We start from the raw sequence: 16,925 nt of genomic DNA on the forward strand, positions 1-16,925 counted from the left end.
GTGCAAAGTGGACGTTTCCGATGATGCGCACACGATAGTCTGGTACCATGGCATGGCAGTAATTTGTAATCGGCGTGCAAGCATGAAATCGCGTTCCCGCCCTGGTTCATTCAAATGGCACGTCATGCGAGCGAAGCACTCCGGTTCGTTAATCGGGGCCGATCAGTGTCGAGGCGACGCCCGTCGCATGATCTACACTGCGGAGATTGAAAGTGTAAATCAGCTGCTCTCTGTACTCGTGGACGATTGTTGCCCTGGTCACCCGGAAGTTGGCTTGGCTTCGGCAAGCAAACAGTCAGCGCGTGACTGTCTTAATGTTCGATAAGGGGTGATAATTAGTGACGCCAATTTTTTGAATGCTGAGGGTGATGGCAGGTGTTGCAGGCCTTTGGCGATGCTGTCGGTTCCCGCCTGTGCAACCAATATGATTGGTATGGGTTGATTGTCTTTGAGGAGACAATTGATGACACGCAAGACTTTAGATCATCTGGGCTATCCGCGATCCACCGCCAAAGAAGCTGGCGAGATCCAGCAAGCTGCCGAGAGACGGCGCGAGCAGATGCTGCCCGGGAACGGCCCGTTCGAGCCAATACAGGAAGCGCCGGTGAGTCACTTCAAGGGTGAGGACGATTCAGTTGAACTGGGCCCCGAACCGGAAATCGGTCCCGTCGTTACTGAAAATACATTGGTTGATGAAGAGTCCCGGGACTCGTGATGACGCATTAACCGCGCAACATTGTCTCCAGGTCCGCAATGGACCTGCTCCTTTTCCTGCGGGAACTTGCATTTTTGTCTAGCCGATTCAGGAAGGTTTCAGTCCACCAATAGACGTCGTGCAGAGAAATTTCATCCCACATGGCCTGATGGCGTTCAATTCGTTCGGTTAGGGGCATGGCGACGGCTTTGCGTATCGCGCCAGCAATAGAGGACGGATCGAAGGGATTGACCGTCAGGGCGCCAATGCCCAGCTGCTCTGCCGCCCCCGCAGATTCCGAGAGTATCAGTACACCGGGATCACTGGAATCCTGCGCAGTCACGTATTCTTTCGCCACCAGATTCATTCCATCGATCAGTGGTGTGACGAGACCAATCGCAGCCCGTCGATAGAGGCCTGCCAGATAGTCGCGGGGCACAGCGCGATGGATGTACTGGATAGGCATGTATCCAAGCTCGGCAAACTCTCCATTGACCTCACCGGATAACTGCTCAAGCTGGCGCCGGATATCCTGGTATGCTTCCACATTTTCGCGCGTCGGCGATGCGATTTGCAACAGTGTAAGGCGCTCACTTTCGGAATCCTGATCTTCCAGAAAGCGCTGAAATCCACGGAACTTGTGAGGCAGTCCTTTTGAATAATCCAATCGGTCCACGCCGATCAGAAGTTTCTGGCCAGGGTCAATCCGGGGTGACGTCATTTCCTGCGTCTCGGCTGTCTGCCGGAACGTCTTTGCATCTATCCCAATTGGAAAGCTGGCAGCCCAGATATCCTGACCTTTGCAGCGGATTCTCCCGTCTGACAACAACTGTCCGCCGAAAGTGGCGCGGCAAACCTCGATCAGTGCAGAGACATCGCGTTGGGTTTGCAATCCCACGAGATCGTACGCAGCCAACCAATCCAGCAAGAATTCTTTGTGAGACATCGCGCGTACATTGTTCGAGGATGGGAATGGCGTGTGCAGAAAGAAACCGATCGGATTGTTGACGCCCAATTTGCGCAGTTCCGCAGCGAGAGGAATGAAGTGATAATCATGGATCCAGATCACATCGCCCTCCTGGATCAGGTTGACAGATGCTTCCGCCATCTTCCTGTTGACGCTGCTATAAGCTGCGAGTTGTCCTTCTTCGACATCCAGAAGGTCTGTGCGACCATGGAAAAGCGGCCACAGGACGGAGTTCGAATATCCCAGGTAATAGTCGTTGTATTCGCCTTCCGGCAGATGAAGCGCGTGCCGGTCAAAGCTGGCTCCTTCATATGACTGGAGCGTATGCTGGCCTGTTCCGCTTTTCCCGGGCGTGGCGCCAATCCACACTCCCCCTCGCTGCTCCATCGTTCTTCCCAAGGCAACGACCAGTCCCCCAGACGGCGATGATCCCAATGGCAATCGGTTCGAAAAAACTACGAGTCTGGACACAGCATCCTCATCTTCTGGTTGATCAACGGCATTCCGGCCACAATGATCAACCAACTCGCTAGAGCTGAAAAAGTTGCGCCAAAATGAAGCAAACTGGCAGCTGGTTATTGGCGCGAGGGATTGGAGGAAATCTGTATAGTGAGCGTTTTGGCGAGCGCTGTACTTGCTGAACTATGAGTGCGCAAACTCTAGTGTTCTGCGTCACCTCCCAACAGGATCGCGCCGATCAGACCGGCATCATCTCCCAAGGCCGGAGTGCAAATGAGGTCTTCGGCAATCGGGTAATCCATTCCGAGATAGCCGTTCATCTGACGAACGAATTCGACGTGTATGCGGCTCAGCAGGTGCGGCGCCAACATAAGCCCCCCGCCCAGAATGATTCGGTTCAGGCGGGCTGTCAGGAACAAGCTGCGGCACGCCTGAGCCAGGTAATCAGCCGTGACGTCCCAAACAGGATGATCTTGTGGAAGTTCACTAGGGTCCCCGGCCCGGGCGTGCACGGCCGTGGCGGAGGCAAGACCTTCCAGACAATCTTCATGATATGAGCAAACGCTATTGAAGCTTAAGTCCAAGGGATGACGGTTCACAGGTATGTGGCCAAACTCCGGATGGTGGGGGTGTGCCAAGAGCTGATTATTGGCAAAAACACCTGCGCCAATACCGGTGCCAATAGTGACATAGGCAGCGGAGTCCACATGCTTCGCTGCTCCGTATGCCATCTCTGCCCTTAGAGCGCCGTTCACATCCGTGTCCAAGCGAACAGGTACTCCCATAGCAGAGCCGAACGCGGTCTTGAGGTCGGTTAGGGACCAACCGGGCTTTGGTGTTTGTAAAATGGTGCCATAAGTTGAAGACTGCGGATCGATATCGATCGGCCCGAAGCTGGCGATTCCGAACGAAGACAGGCGGTCGGTTTCGAAAACGGGCCGAAAAAAATTGATGCAGCTGGAAATAGTTTCGTCTGGTGTCGAGACTTTGACGCGAAACTTCTGAACGATGTTACCTTTATCGTTCATGATGCCACATTTGAACGTGGTGCCGCCAGCATCGATTCCGCCGCGAAAGTTTCTGGTCGACATAACCCGTTCCCCGATCATTTCAGAACTTCGAATATTCATTTGCAATCGATTGTATTTTTGTTATCACAATCGCGGAGGAGACAACAAGATGACAAGAACACAAGTAGGGTCTGGCAAAAAGGGCGTCTCTGTAGCGCTCGTTTCCGCACTCACTTACGCGATGTTCTTTATGTTCGCCATGACGACCGATGCGGTCGGCGAGATCATCAAGATCGCGCGTGTGGACATGAATCTTTCCAATACTGAGGCGAGCGCGTTTCATTGGGCAACAATGATTGCGATTGCCATGAGCGGGATCGGTCTGGGCTTTCTCGCGGATCGCTTCGGACGCAAGAAGACGATCATAGGTGGTTTGGCAATGTATGGCGTCGCCAGCGCACTTTTCATGACAGGCCAGTCCTTTCAGCTCTACTTTACACTGCTCTTCATTTCTGGCCTCGCCATCGGTGTGTTCAAGACCTCCGCATTGGCGTTGGTTGGAGACCTCGCGAATTCCACGGATGATCACACGTCACGCATGAACGCCGTTGAAGGCTTCTTCGGCGTCGGGGCCATCATCGGCCCATTGCTGGTAGTGTGGCTGACGGGACAGGGCTTGTCCTGGACCTGGCTGTACATGATAGCCGCATGTTTGTGCGCGCTGATGATCATCGCTGCGCTGGTGACAGAGTATCCACCCATTTCCGGTGAGAAGGAGACGCCAGCGTCGGTACGACACACGCTGTCACTTTTGGGTAATGCGCACGCGCTTGGTTTTTCCATGGCCATCGCCCTCTATGTCGCCTGCGAAGTCGCTATCTTTGTTTGGCTGCCAACCTTTCTCGAAGGGTTCACCGGAACCAACACCGCCATGATGTTTGCGGCATATGCGGTGATGATTTTCTTTGTATTGCGTGCTGTCGGACGGTTTCTTGGGGCTTGGATTCTCCGCATCGTTGACTGGAAGTTGGTAATGATGGCGTTCACCGCGATCATTTTTGGCTGTTTTCTCGCAAGTGCGCTGATCGGTAAATCTGCGGCGGTTTTCCTGCTGCCGCTATCGGGCCTGTTCATGTCGATGATCTATCCGACTCTGAACTCCAAGGGCATCAGCTGTTTTCCAAAGAGTGATCATGGCGCAGTCGCAGGACTGATCCTGTTTTTTACCGCCGCGTCGGCGGCTTTTGCGCCTCTGCTGATGGCGGTGGCCAGTGATATGTTTGGCGGAGGCGACATGCGGATTGGCTTCGTCCTCGCGACAGGCTTTGCAGGCTTATTGTTCGTGATGGGGCTTGTGAACTGGATAGCAAACCCTGCAGCGGCCGCTCTCAAGGCTGCAGACCAGTCGGAATATTCCTGAGGATAGTTTATGAGTCGCCGTACAGCGCCGATCCCTGATCCATGCGATCTATCCTTTTCGGGAGACATTCGTCATCCAGATCTTTGGTTGTGGGACTCTTGGACGATTCAGTCGGGGGAAGGGCACTTGCATCTATACTGTCTGGCGCTCAGTCGGACGGACTTCGATGGATCAGCAATCCTGCCGCGGCAGCGCAACGACCATTCCTTTCATATTCGGCATTTCCGTTCAGCCGACAATGGTCTCTCGTGGCGCGATCAAGGTGTGGCGATCCAGCCCGGCGGCGCGTCCGATGGCGCAGATGCGTTCAACGTGTGGAGTGGTTCTGTCATCATGGGAAAAACGGGCCAAACCCTCTTCGGATATACCGGGGTCCGTAACATCTCCCCGGCGCGAACTTTCCTCCAGACTATTTGTGTGGGGGCAGGCCCAACACCGGATGCCATGACCACTGTGCCTGCTGCCGCGATCAGTTGTCCCCTGCGCGACTATGACCAGATCACCCGCCTGGGGTTTTATCTGGGGCCACTGGATAGACTGGGTGACCGGGCTGGAGAAGAGGGCGGTCCCATAATGGCTTGGCGCGATCCGTTCCTGGTGCGGGATCACAATGACGAACTCAATGCCTTCTGGTCTGCCAAGATCGGACCAACGAGGCCTGCCATAGCGCGCGCGCGACTCACGGAAGGGCCGGCTGGCGTCTCGATGACGGAGTTACTGCCTCCGATCGAACTGCCCGACGCAGCCGAATATACTCAGTCTGAAGTCCCGAAACTCTATCACGACAAAGCATCGGATCTCTGGCTACTTCTCGTATCAGCCTGTAATCGCCAATATGAAGGCCAGCCTGATAGCGAAGTTGAGTTTCAGCAAAGACTGTACACATCAACATCATTGGATGGGCAATGGGAGTCAGCGTTGGTGTCTGGTAGCGTGCTGACAGGCCTTGATGGCATGTTCGGATGTAGTCTTGTGGACCATGATCTTGTGGCGGGTACGTTGAGCGTACTCGGTCCGTTTACTGAGCAAGCGGGCCCGGAGAAGCAGCTGAGTTTTCCGCCAGTGCGAAATATTTCTCTGACTTCGGTGTCTGGTCCAGCAGCGTAGCCTAGCGCGATCCACCGCTTGATTCACGAATGATCAGCTGCGTGGGCGTCAACTCCGACTTGGCAGTCTCACCGGCCAGTTGAGCGAGTAGTTTTTCCACCATCAGTTCGCCGCCACGGGCTATGTTCTGGTCAATTGTCGTCAGTGACGGGGTTGCCATACCAGCTTGTGCAATATTGTCGTAACCGACCACAGCTACATCATCTGGCACAGAAATGCCGCGTGCGTTGAGCGCCAGCAAAGCGGACATTGCCAAAACATCAGAGGCGGCAAAGATGGCATCAAATTTCTTGCCCGAATCCAAAAAATGAAGAACTTCCTCGAACGCATTTTTCGCGCCGAATTCAATGTCCAGAGTCAACGTATCGTCCCAGCCTACGCCACGTTCGTCATGTGCCTTGAGAAATCCATTGTATCGCAGCTGGACCTCAGGAAGGCGACCCGGCCCCAGGAACAATATACGTTTTCGAGCAATCGAAAGAAGATGGTCACCCGCAAGTCGACCGCCTTCGACATTGTCACTTCCGACAAGTGTGTAATTTAGGTGACCAGCGTTGCCACCCCAGACGACGACTTTGCGACCCAGGGGGCCGAGCTCTTCAAGCCGTTGCGACATTCCTGCCTGGCCGATCACGATCAGGCCATCGGCTTTACCCGTCTGCAGAAGGCGGCGTTCCGCGATCGTTTCGTCTTCACGTGGAATACTCACGATCAGGTCATAGCCATTTCTTGAGGCGGCCTGACTGACCGCTCCAACCATTTCCAGATAGAAGGGGTCTGAGATAGTCTGGCCAGATTCCGGTCGTAGCGGGATGACTATTCCGATTGCCTCGGACGATTGGCGCCTAAGATTTCGCGCGGAGGCATTGACTGCATAGCCGGTCTCGGCCGCGATATCGAGGATCAGACGCTTGGTCTTTTCCTTCACCAACGGACTATCGTTCAGAGCGCGCGAAACCGTCGAGACATCAACCTCGGCCAACTTGGCAAGCTCTGCCATAGTCATCTTTCGGTGCGACTTGCTTGCGTGCTCGCTCATGTCGCCTGAATTCCTCTCGTCATGACGTCTTGTTGTCTGCGGCCTGAATTGCCGATTAAACGGGCATATAAGGACCGATGTGTCCCGCACACAGGGCTAATTATCCATTATAAATCAAGCTGAGTCACAAAGGGAATAGCGAGACCTCGAAATTATGTGATCTTGCAGAAGTAACTGTGGGCGTGGCTAGCACTTCGTCCTGAAAAGATGGGAGCCTGCCAGTGTGAATGGCAGGCTCCGAAAAGGACTGGCTTTCTCAGCTACAATGCAGGAGGCAATCAGAAGCGGTATCTGAGAGTTGCAGTCGCGGAGGTGCCGTTGATCGAGCGGGCAACGATGACATCTGCAGCACCATCGCCATCGGTGTCGAACACTCGGCCGTTCTCGGCTTCTGTGAACAGGACTTCGTCGAACACGTTGTTCACGCCAACTGACAAGGTAGCCTGTTCGGTGATGTCCCAATCAGCGAAGAAATTTGTAATCGTTGCGCCGGGCATCACATAGACGTTGTCATCATCGACATATGTGTCCGTGGTGCCGGTAAAGTTCACTCCGATGCGCCCCAGGCCGTCGATCGTGTAAGTTGGTGTAAGGGACCAGATCCAATCTGCCTGACGGCGCGGCGTGTTTCCGATATTGGCAGGCGCGGTATCGCTATCGTCTATTTCGGCATCAGTGAAGGTTACCGATCCTGACAGGTCCAGGCCGCCATAACCATATTTGAATTCAGTTTCGATACCCTGCGAGACATAGGTATTGCCCAGCGCCGTCATGGTCGTGATTTCGTAATTATCCTCTTTTGTCTCTGCATTGAAATAGGTGACATAGAGGTCAAGCTGTCCCGGAATGGCGTCACTGGATTCTTGCCATTTCACACCTGCTTCGAATTGTTCCGTCTCATCGACATATGTCTCTTCACTACCAGGGACGAGTCCGCCACCTGCATTTAGCGAATTGAACAATTGCCGCTCGCCATTGAAGGCCGCACCGTCGCTGTAGCGTCCGAATACGGAGAGTGTATCCGAAACCAGATAGTTCGCGCCGAGAGTGAAGGAGGTGTGGTCTACCTCGAAGTTGGCGATGCCACCTTGGCCAGTATTGAGCGATACCATCATTTCCGGGGCGTCAATAATGCCGTCGCCATCTACATCAAATGCGCCGCCAGCGCCTTCGGTGCGTGTCCCGGTTTGCTCTATCGTGTCGAAGCGTACTGAACCGTCAATCGTCAGACCGTTATCAAGTGCCCAACTTCCTGCCACAAAAGGTGCGCGGGCCTGATATTCGAGGTCATAATTGCGGTTGGTGCCCGTCCAACCGAAAGCTTGGTTGTAGCCAAGAATTCCATTGTCGGTGAAGCCATTCACGTCGATCAAAGCCGCATTGGTGTCAGTTGATGTCAGGAACCGATTCCAGTGCCAATCCTGAACGAATTTCTGATTCATGAGGAAGTACCCGGCCGTCAGGTCCAATGAAGAGCCTTCAAAGGCCAGCGATTTGGAGGCGCGCAACTCGCTCGCAAAATTGCTCATATCGTCGAGGTCGGTGTTGAAGTAGGCAACTTCCGAAACGTAGGGGTTGCCCGTTGCGGCCGCCAGCGATGCGGAGGTCACCGGATTGCCCGCGCCGGGACCGTTGAAGAAGCTCCCTGACGCGCCGCCATAAGTGGATGCCAGAACAGTATCGGCATCGCCCACAAAGTGCGTGAAAGGAGCGTTGAAATAGCCTGAGATGTCTTGGTAACGGGCCTTGGCGTCCAGATTTATTCCTGCACCAATATCGAAGTTTGCCTCAACACCTAGAGACTTGATTTGTGTGCGGATGCCATCTGCAAGGTCGTAATTGTTGACGGTATTGTTGCCATCAACATCGCGTCCATTCCGAATGTAGGGGCTGTGCAGGCTGTCATTCGTCGCTGAGAAGCCAGCGATGCTGTCGGTGACTTCATCACCAGACAGACCAGCAGCTTGTGGCATGTATGTCGCGTCGGCTTTGTCCAGCCACTTCGAGTTCACGCGTATGAAGCCGTTCTCGAATTCCTTGGTGAGGCTGGCGCGAATTTGACCGCCACTGACCGCATCAAAGCCAAGATCACGATAGTCTCCACCTTGTTGCCAATGGCCTCCAACATGGAAGTAGACAGTGTCAGTCAGCGCGCCCCCATACTCGAATTCTGCCCGGTAATCATCATGATCGAGTCCCGTGCTGAGTGCGATCGAACCACCTTCTGTGCTTCCAGTTTTGGAAATGAAGTTGATGATGCCGCCAGGGCCGTTTGTGGTCAGCGTGGAGGCCGTACCGCCCCGAACCGACTCAACGCGGTCAAGTGTACCGTCCACTTTGTAGAAGCCATCGGCAGGCGCGAAGTCGAAATCTCCGAACAACAGTATCGGCAGCCCGTCTTCCTGAAGGCTCACATACTTTGCCCCACCTGTGGATAGCGGCATTCCTCGGACCGCTATATTGGAGTTACCGCCGCCGGCGGAACTTTCGGCACGAATGCCGGGCAGGGCGCGAAAGATTTCTGCGGTGCTGCGCGGGGCAGTCTTCATCAGTTCGTCTTGATTTAGACTGCTGACAGATATGGAACTGTCGAGTCGGTTTTGACCGCCTGCCTTTACGATGCCGGTCACGATGATGGTTTGTTGTCGAGCCTCTGCCTCAGTTGCACTCAAAGTTTCTTGAGTGAACGCGGTGCCATTCGCCAGGGCAAATGCGCCAGCACTAAGCAAAAGTGTATTGCGAACAATCGACATGACTTTTTCCTCCCTATCACTGCTGGTGTGTGCACCAGTCGACTTCTAGACCGGCACGTCCCGGTTGGCTCTTCATAATATCAAAATACAATCGATTGCAATACATAAATACAATCGATTGCAATGGGTTCACCAAGGGAAGAGTGCGAATGAGACGATAGTTGAAGAGAAACGGCGCACTTCTTGCTCTTTTCAGTTTACAGCAGAATTTCGCATCGGTGCAATTGCCCATCCTTGGAAGTTAGTCATGACAACACGCAAACTCCTGGAGTCCAAACCAAAGATCATGGCACGACTTCCATGGTCCGCGAAACATCGCGAACGCCTTCAAGAGATCTTTGCGCCTGCTGAACTGGTTTTCGTCAAGCGAGAGGATCGGGTTGCCATCGACACAGCTCTCCAGACTTGCGAAGTCGCCCTGATTGATGGCGTGATGGATGATCGCTATCTTGCTGCGCCCAAGCTGAAATGGGTGCATTGCGACCAGTCTGGCCTCGATGGTTATGCACCACAGAGGCTGAGTGACAGCGATCTTGTTGTGACTTCTTCGAAGGGCCGGTCTGGTCCGGTGCTCGCCGAACACGCTGTCTTCTTCATGCTCTCGCTGGTGTACAGGGCATCGACCCTTGCGCGCGCCCAGCGGCGCCGCGTCTGGGGCATCCGGGATCAGGATACCTTACGCGGGCTAAATGGCCGAAGCATATCCATCATAGGCTATGGGGCGACAGGAGAGTGCCTTGCCCGTCAGTGCCAGAGCTTTGAAATGAATATCAGGGCATATCGGCGGAAAGATATTCCGGCCAAAGTCCCCGGCGTGCAAATGTATAGCGCTACGCGCGGGGATAGCTTGTTGGATGCTGTGCGGGATTCGGATTTCGTGGTGATGTGTGCGTCGCTCAATGACCACAGTTATCGAATGCTGGGGGCGCGTGAAATTGCTGCGATGGCGCCGGGAAGCTATTTGATCAATGTTGCGCGTGCACAGCTTGTCGATGAGGGGGCAATGATCTCGGCATTGGAGTCCGGACACCTGGCAGGCGCGGGACTGGACGTAACAGACCCCTATGAGCCGCTTCCTCCGTGGCATCGGCTTTGGTCAGCGCCAAACATAATGATCACGCCGCATTTCACACCGCAAATGCCTGACCGAACTTCCCGCACGCTGGATATGGTCGAGGAAAACTACGCCCGGTACATGAAGGGAGAAGACCTGCTTCACAGCTTCTCGAAAGAAGACGTGTTCTCGCTAACCCCTGAGTTAAAGCGGTTTCGCGGTCGCCACCGTCTGTTGTCAGCCTGGAACAGAATCGGGCGTTGGATTGGCTAATTGGGGTAGAGGCACAGATGGTGACTGATCCGGTTTGATAAGGCGCCGAGACGCCCAGGCAGAAACAGCCTCACAGACCAAAGCGGTTGCCGTTACGGTTATTCGCCATCCGGCCAGTCTTTGAAGTTTTTTGAACGGGAAAGCGTGACGCTTGTGATCGCGCAAAAAATTCTCTTGCCGCTCGAAGTCATGCGACAGCCCCCATTTATCGTAGAAATATCTCTCGGCGCGCATAACGCGCGCACGACTCCAGCGAACGCAAAAATAGGGTCGATCTCGCCAAGTCAGCTTTTTGCCGACTGCGTAGGCCACGACCGACTCCGGTTCGTAAAAGATCTTCCAGCCTTTTTTGCGCGCCATCAGCGCCATGTCTATTTCATCGGTGAACCCAACAAGGTTCGGATCAAAAGGTCCTATTTCCCGGATCATTTCCGTGCGGGCCAGGACAACATGAAATTCGGTGCAACCTGTTTCCTGCCGAACGAGGTCGTTCTTGGTGGACAGATAAGGTTGGTGTTCGAAACCATGACGACGATGGATGGTTTTGCCATTCTCACCCTCGTCAATATCGAGAATGCCGCCCGCATGATGAATGCTGAGGTCCGGCATTCTGGCCGCTGGTCCAACCAGAATAGTGGGGGTTACCAGTCCTGCGCCGGTTTCATCTGCACATTGGATCAGAGCGTCCAGCCACCCGGGCTGAAAAACAACATCATTGTCGATGAATGCTATGTACTCGGTGTTAATTAATGGCAGCGCGGTGTTGCGAGCGTCATTGGGCGTCAGGAACCCGTCCCGCCGGATGTAAGTGTGTCCCCGCGTTTCCACTTCAGTCTTCAGAACATGTGCGATGTCTCGCGGCGAACCACCGTCAATATAGACCATTTGGAATGGCGTATCGGTCATGTCAAAGCAGGAACTCAATGACATCTCAGCCTGTTCGAAACGCTCTCTCGGTGAAACGACAATCGTTACACGGGCAATTTGTGGGGGCGTGATTTCGTTGTTCATTTGTACGAATTTGCTTTCTTTTCGAGAAAAACGAAGTTCAAATACGTTGAGTCATGGGGAAGTGACTGGAAAAACAATAGCATCCCATGCGATTTTCATACCGAAATCTGGAAGAACATCAATTTCTTTGGCTCGAATATTGCGCTGTCCCTATTATCTTCCTCTTGCATGCCATTGAGTTCCAAGCATCCACATGACGTCTGTTGCCCCGCCATCCGTAACCGTAATCCTTCCGACCTTTAATCGGGCTCATCTGATTGCGGAAAGTATCGATAGTTTGTTGGCGCAGACTTGGCCCATTGAAGAAATCATTGTCGTTGACGACGGTTCTACCGACCACACGGATCGTGTGGTGGCAGCGTATGAGCGGCAAGTCAGGTATTTGAAGAAGGCGAATGGCGGGAAACTTTCAGCTCTGAACGTCGGACTCACCTGCGCAAGCGGCGACCTCATCTGGATCATGGATGATGACGATATCGCACCAGCGGATGCGCTAGAGAACCTGATCACACCATTTCTGGAGTGTTCGGACACAAACATCTCGTATGGTGCGTTGCAGAAATTCTCCGTGGACGCGAGCACCGGTCGGACCGAGTATGTAAAGACGTTCCCCTATCCGCCAGAAGATGGACGATCATTCTTTCTACATGTGCTCGAGGATTGTTTCATCACCGGCCAACCATGCTTGCTCGTAAGGAAATCTTGCTACGACGCTATCGGTCCGTTGCCTGAGCATATAACGGTGTCGGAGGATTATGCGGTGCTGATAGAACTCGCGCGCCGTTATGAAGCCCGTCGTGTCGACGCGGTGACTCTGTTCCAGCGGCAACATGAGGGCCCACGCGGCCCGAGCGATATCCGCTATGCCGCCGATACACGATATGCCCGTTGGTGTGCCGCGGACACTGGCTTAATGGAGCGAATATTGCCCACACTTTCGCTAGATGAACTGAGTGGTGGCCAGGGTGATCCATTCAGTGCCCGCCGGGCGCTGTTTCAGAAGGCGGTAATCGCGGCGCGCAAGAAGCTTTGGCCCAGTGCGATAGAGGCACTCCACGGCGCCGTGAAGGCTGACCGAGTTACTCCTCTCAATCCATTGGAAGGCCATATCCTGAGCGGCATGCTTGGATGCCGTTATGGTCTTGATGAACTGGTAGAGCATCCGGAATGGATGGACCGGGTCAGGGATGTCTTGGCTCCATTGGAAGACCGAAATGAAGCCTTGTCACGGATTGCGGGGTTGCTCACCTATCGAATTCGCATCCAACTTTCGGAACGTGATTTCAAGCGCGCCCGAGTGTATTGGGGGCTTTTTTGGCGCCTGACAGGTGTGCGATTGGGGGTCCGAACCGGAGTCTCTCGACTAGCCAGCGCAATCTGAAAAACGGCAGATCCTCGTACCGGTTATTTATGCGTGGAAACAACGCTGATCCGGCTTGTCTGTCCTAACGACACCCCGTCTAATTGCCTTGGAAGCATCTGCGGCTCGCCAATCGCAGCAAGACTAAATTTGGAGGATGCGCAACATGCCAGGCACCAACCTTCTGTCGGACATCAAGATTGCGGACATGACCACAGTCATTTTCGGTCCTTATTGCACGCAGACCTTGGCCGACATGGGCGCGGATGTCGTAAAGGTAGAGCCAAAGGGAGGGGATGATTTTCGCAATGTTGGCAAGCCTGCGAACAATCGTAGCATGGGACCATGCCATTTGACGATTAATCGAGGTAAGCGCTCCGTCGTCTGGGACTTGAAATCTGAACCCGGTAAGGCGGCCATAAGGAAGCTGATCCAGCAGAGCGATGTCTTCATCCACAATATTCGCCCAGATGCGGTTACGCGCCTCGGCCTGACGTTCGAAGAGGTCCGTGCAATCAAGCCCGACATTGTCTATGTCCATTGCCTGGGCTTCGGATCGGATGGTCCCTATGCAGGTCGCCCTGCCTATGATGACCTGATTCAGGGCCTGTCCGGCGCAACCATGCTCTTGCCAAAGGTAGACGGAAACGAGCGACCGCGCTTTATTCCCACCGCCTTCGCCGACAAGGTTTCCGGAATGCATGCAATGTATGCAACGCTTGCGGCACTTCACCATCGCGACCGCACGGGCGAGGCAGTTCATGTCGAAGTTCCCATGTTCGAATGCGTGACGCACTTCCTCTTGGAGGAGCATTTCTACGAGGCTGAGTTCGATCCACCGGTCGGACCATTCCTGTATCAGCGTCAGGTCGACCCTTCACGCCAGCCGCTCAAGACGTCGAATGGCTGGATCGTGATTGCACCTTATGTTGACGCGCGCTGGATCAAACTGTTCGACGTCATGGGTGCCCCGGAAGAATTGCAGGACGAACGCATCGCCGATCGCAAGGGGCGGTTTTTCAATCAGGACTACATGATGTCGCGCGTGCAGGAATATTTTGACAAGCAGACGACGGAGTATTGGATTGACGCGTTGGCGAAAGCAGATATTCCGGCGGCCCGTGTGAACGATTTCCCGGATCTGCAATCAGACCCGCATCTTGTGGCGACAGGCTTCTTTCAACGACGCGAGCACCCGACGGAAGGTCATTATTGGGAAACGCAGCCACCCGTCACTTTTCGAGGCACGCAGCAGCGAGAAATCGCTCCGGCGCCAAGAATTGGCGAACATACGGAGCTCGTATTGTCCGAGTTGGGATTGGGGATCGACTAGGTCCCGCCATCTACCGAGATCACGGATCCGGTGGAGAAACTGGCCGCGTCGCTCAATAGATAAAGGGCAGCCGATACGATTTCTTCGGGGCGTCCGGGGCGACGGAGGGCGTTATCCGCTGTTTGGCGGGCTTCGTCGGTCCATGCGTCCGCAATATCGGTCAGGAAAGGGCCTGCGCAGATACAGTTTACACGAACGTGCGGCGCATACTCCTTGGCCATGCCAATCGTCATCGCGTTGAGACCAGCCTTGGCCGCGCTGTAAGGAACGACTTGGGCCAGTGGCTGGAGGGAGGCAATCGAAGAGATGTTGAGAATGCTGCCAGAGCCCTGCGCTTTCATCTTTTGGCCGATTATGCTCGCCAGACGATAGGGGCCTTTCAGGTTCAAGTTCAGCACACTGTCATACAGACTTTCGGGCACCTCATGGCTCGGCATACGCGGCCCCATGCCGGCATTGTTTATCAAAATGTCGACGTGCCCGAATTCGGCGTATGCCGCTTCGATCAGCTTATCGATCTCGTCCCATTTCCCGCAATGCGCACCTACGGCGAGAGCACGCTGTCCCATTGCCCGAACCTCTTCAGCCACCGCTTCACAGGTATCCACTTTGCGGCTGGCTATGATGATATCTGCGCCGCGTGCAGCAAGCGCTTTTGCCATCTGGTATCCCAGTCCGCGACTGCCGCCGGTAATCAGGGCCACCTTGCCTTCGAAATTCAGTAGTGGATCGTTCATGGCTATCCCTCCAGTATTTTTGGAGAGCTTAGTGCAGTTGCGCCTGCGCGCCAGCACTGTCCTCGGGGCAGTCGATCAGAGAAACGCCTTCAAGTCGCCCATGAATTGTTCGAACTTGTCATGGTGCAACCAATGACCGGCATCCTTGTAGAGTTTGACAGTCGCCGTGTTGAACTTCTCGATCCGGCCATCCTCTGCGGGGTTCGAAGCCCAGCTTTTTTCTCCATAGAGCAGCAAGGTCGGACAAGTGATCTCTCCCCACAACTGCTCCACATCTTCCTGCGCCATGTCGTAGGGCGGGAACGTGCGAAAGTAGTTGTCGAATTTCCACGACCATGTGCCATCTTCATTCTGGCTGATCCCGTGCAGGGTCAGGTGTCGCGCCTGCTCGTCATTGAGATAGCTGTTTTCATCCTTCATGCGCGTGTATGCTTCTTCGAGGCTGCCATACTTTTTCGGCGTCCGCCCGGCCATGCCGCGCTTGGAATCGATCCACTCGCGCATGCGCTCGCCGATCGGGCGTCCAAACCGCTCTTTCAGCATTTTGGGGGAGGGGCCCAGACCCTCAATGGCCACCAATTTGCGTACATTGTCTGGATAGATCCCGGAATACCGCAACGCGATGTTGCCGCCGTAGGAGTGGGCAACAATCGTAACCGGTGCGAGTTTTTTCTGATGGATGAGTTGAGCAAAATCGTACAGGCAGGCCCGCGCAGAATACTCGCCATCGGCCGACCAAGCGCTATCACCATGCCCTCGCAAGTCGGGGGCGATGACATGCCAATCCTTGCGAAGTTCCTGGGCAACCCAGTCCCAGCTACGGCAGTGGTCTCGTCCGCCATGCAAGAGAATCAAAGGTGGAGCGGTTTCATTGCCCCAATCCACATAGTGAAGACGAAGGCGTTGCGAAATATAGGTTTGGGAGGTTGGTCCATGTATCATCTGGCTATAGTTTCGGGCCTTGCCAAGCTTGTCCAGTCTCTCCGTAGCGGCATGCGCCTCTGGCGACGGCTAAACGAGTGAAACAGCTTTTTCGCCAAGCAAGGACAGATGTGGTGACAACAATGCATGGGCGATACACAGGCAAAGCTCGAGAGTATTTTTCGCCTAAAGGGAGAATGGTAAGAGCATATTAAAGCTTCCACCATATATTTTTTTGGCGTGATTATGGTCAGAATGGATGATCGGAATCTGGGGAGCGCACTGGGAGGGGCAGCGTGAAAGCGGTCGCTAAGCATCTAAGTGAACACGATGTCGCACGCATCAAGCGTGCCGCCAAACTTGGAGCGGCATTGCGCGAAGCCTATGCGGAAGTTCTCGCGGAGCCGTGCCCACAATCCATGTTGGATCTTTTGGATGAGCTGCGTGCTCAGGAATCAAAACAGACTAAGCGCAAGGACTGAAGACGCTTGGCCTCAGCCAAATTGTTGAGGGATATCTTCCTCGAAAATCAGCCTGTCTGCACGATCCAAACGCTGCTTGGCCAAGCACTTGACCGCTTCATAGCGCTTTTGGATATCGTCCGTCGCCAACATTTGTGTTGATGACTGTTCACTCGATTTTTGCAGCGACTTCAAGGTCCTGTTTAAGAGAGGTAGTCTCCAGACCATCACCATCCTCCTGCTTCAAGGTTGTTCGTTCGGAACCGAAATTCCACACAACTACACACCTTTTCCGTCTGAGGCTGGAACGTCTATCGCGTCGCCTT

The 16,925-nt window shown here is 54.2% G+C and carries 15 protein-coding genes; 7 read left to right on the forward strand and 8 right to left on the reverse strand.

The window, feature by feature from the left end; translation table 11 throughout:
* Positions 1–463 precede the first annotated feature (463 nt).
* Positions 464–715, forward strand: coding sequence for a hypothetical protein (locus tag B2344_RS07530; protein ID WP_290483788.1), 252 nt, complete (start codon positions 464–466; stop codon positions 713–715).
* A 7-nt stretch (positions 716–722) separates the two neighbouring features.
* Here B2344_RS07530 and B2344_RS07535 read toward each other — a convergent pair whose 3' ends face one another.
* Positions 723–2,132, reverse strand: a complete 1,410-nt coding sequence (locus tag B2344_RS07535) for an alpha,alpha-trehalose-phosphate synthase (UDP-forming) (protein WP_290483787.1) — start codon at positions 2,130–2,132, stop codon at positions 723–725.
* A gap of 188 nt (positions 2,133–2,320) precedes the next feature.
* Complete coding sequence (locus tag B2344_RS07540; protein ID WP_290484938.1) at positions 2,321–3,229, reverse strand: ROK family protein; 909 nt, start codon at positions 3,227–3,229, stop codon at positions 2,321–2,323.
* A 70-nt stretch (positions 3,230–3,299) separates the two neighbouring features.
* Here B2344_RS07540 and B2344_RS07545 point away from each other — a divergent pair, with 70 nt between their 5' ends.
* Together B2344_RS07545 and B2344_RS07550 are read left to right on the forward strand one after the other, a co-directional pair.
* Complete coding sequence (locus B2344_RS07545) at positions 3,300–4,550, forward strand: MFS transporter (protein WP_290484939.1); 1,251 nt, start codon at positions 3,300–3,302, stop codon at positions 4,548–4,550.
* Positions 4,551–4,676: 126 nt separating this feature from the next.
* Positions 4,677–5,657, forward strand: a complete 981-nt coding sequence (locus B2344_RS07550) for a hypothetical protein (protein ID WP_290484940.1) — start codon at positions 4,677–4,679, stop codon at positions 5,655–5,657.
* 1 nt (position 5,658) lies between these two features.
* On the opposite strand, the gene B2344_RS07555 is transcribed toward B2344_RS07550, so the two are convergent.
* Together B2344_RS07555 and B2344_RS07560 are read right to left on the reverse strand one after the other, a co-directional pair.
* Positions 5,659–6,696, reverse strand: coding sequence for a LacI family DNA-binding transcriptional regulator (locus B2344_RS07555; RefSeq protein ID WP_290484941.1), 1,038 nt, complete (start codon positions 6,694–6,696; stop codon positions 5,659–5,661).
* Between the two features lie 278 nt (positions 6,697–6,974).
* Complete coding sequence (locus tag B2344_RS07560) at positions 6,975–9,449, reverse strand: TonB-dependent siderophore receptor (RefSeq protein WP_290484942.1); 2,475 nt, start codon at positions 9,447–9,449, stop codon at positions 6,975–6,977.
* Between the two features lie 247 nt (positions 9,450–9,696).
* Between B2344_RS07560 and B2344_RS07565 the strand changes: the two genes are divergently transcribed.
* Complete coding sequence (locus B2344_RS07565; RefSeq protein ID WP_290484943.1) at positions 9,697–10,776, forward strand: D-2-hydroxyacid dehydrogenase; 1,080 nt, start codon at positions 9,697–9,699, stop codon at positions 10,774–10,776.
* Here B2344_RS07565 and B2344_RS07570 read toward each other — a convergent pair.
* Positions 10,741–11,787: a glycosyltransferase family 2 protein gene (locus tag B2344_RS07570; protein ID WP_206990544.1), complete on the reverse strand. Its 1,047-nt coding sequence runs from the start codon at positions 11,785–11,787 to the stop codon at positions 10,741–10,743. The two genes, B2344_RS07565 and B2344_RS07570, sit on opposite strands and share 36 nt — an antisense overlap.
* Positions 11,788–11,980: 193 nt before the next feature.
* On the opposite strand from B2344_RS07570, the gene B2344_RS07575 reads away from it, so the two are divergent.
* Entirely contained in the window at positions 11,981–13,168 is a 1,188-nt protein-coding gene (locus B2344_RS07575) for a glycosyltransferase family 2 protein (RefSeq protein WP_290484944.1), read from the forward strand.
* Between the two features lie 145 nt (positions 13,169–13,313).
* A complete protein-coding gene (locus B2344_RS07580; RefSeq protein ID WP_290484945.1) occupies positions 13,314–14,480 on the forward strand; it encodes a CaiB/BaiF CoA transferase family protein in 1,167 nt (388 codons plus the stop codon).
* Here B2344_RS07580 and B2344_RS07585 read toward each other — a convergent pair.
* Together B2344_RS07585 and B2344_RS07590 are read right to left on the reverse strand one after the other, a co-directional pair.
* The gene (locus B2344_RS07585; protein ID WP_290484946.1) at positions 14,477–15,217 is read right to left on the reverse strand and encodes an SDR family NAD(P)-dependent oxidoreductase; all 741 of its coding nucleotides are present in this window, start codon (positions 15,215–15,217) and stop codon (positions 14,477–14,479) included. The genes B2344_RS07580 and B2344_RS07585 overlap by 4 nt on opposite strands.
* A gap of 75 nt (positions 15,218–15,292) precedes the next feature.
* Positions 15,293–16,159 carry an alpha/beta fold hydrolase gene (locus B2344_RS07590; protein WP_206990541.1) on the reverse strand — a complete coding sequence of 289 codons (867 nt, stop codon included), beginning with the start codon at positions 16,157–16,159 and terminating at the stop codon, positions 15,293–15,295.
* Positions 16,160–16,434: 275 nt separating this feature from the next.
* Here B2344_RS07590 and B2344_RS07595 point away from each other — a divergent pair, with 275 nt between their 5' ends.
* On the forward strand, positions 16,435–16,620 hold the full coding sequence (locus tag B2344_RS07595; protein WP_290479485.1) for a NepR family anti-sigma factor: 186 nt from the start codon (positions 16,435–16,437) through the stop codon (positions 16,618–16,620).
* 12 nt (positions 16,621–16,632) lie between these two features.
* Here B2344_RS07595 and B2344_RS07600 read toward each other — a convergent pair whose 3' ends face one another.
* Positions 16,633–16,827 carry a hypothetical protein gene (locus B2344_RS07600; RefSeq protein WP_206990540.1) on the reverse strand — a complete coding sequence of 65 codons (195 nt, stop codon included), beginning with the start codon at positions 16,825–16,827 and terminating at the stop codon, positions 16,633–16,635.
* Positions 16,828–16,925: the final 98 nt, after the last annotated feature.

Origin of the sequence: Hyphomonas sp. UBA3195, assembly GCF_002366485.1 — a bacterium.
Classification (GTDB): domain Bacteria; phylum Pseudomonadota; class Alphaproteobacteria; order Caulobacterales; family Hyphomonadaceae; genus Hyphomonas.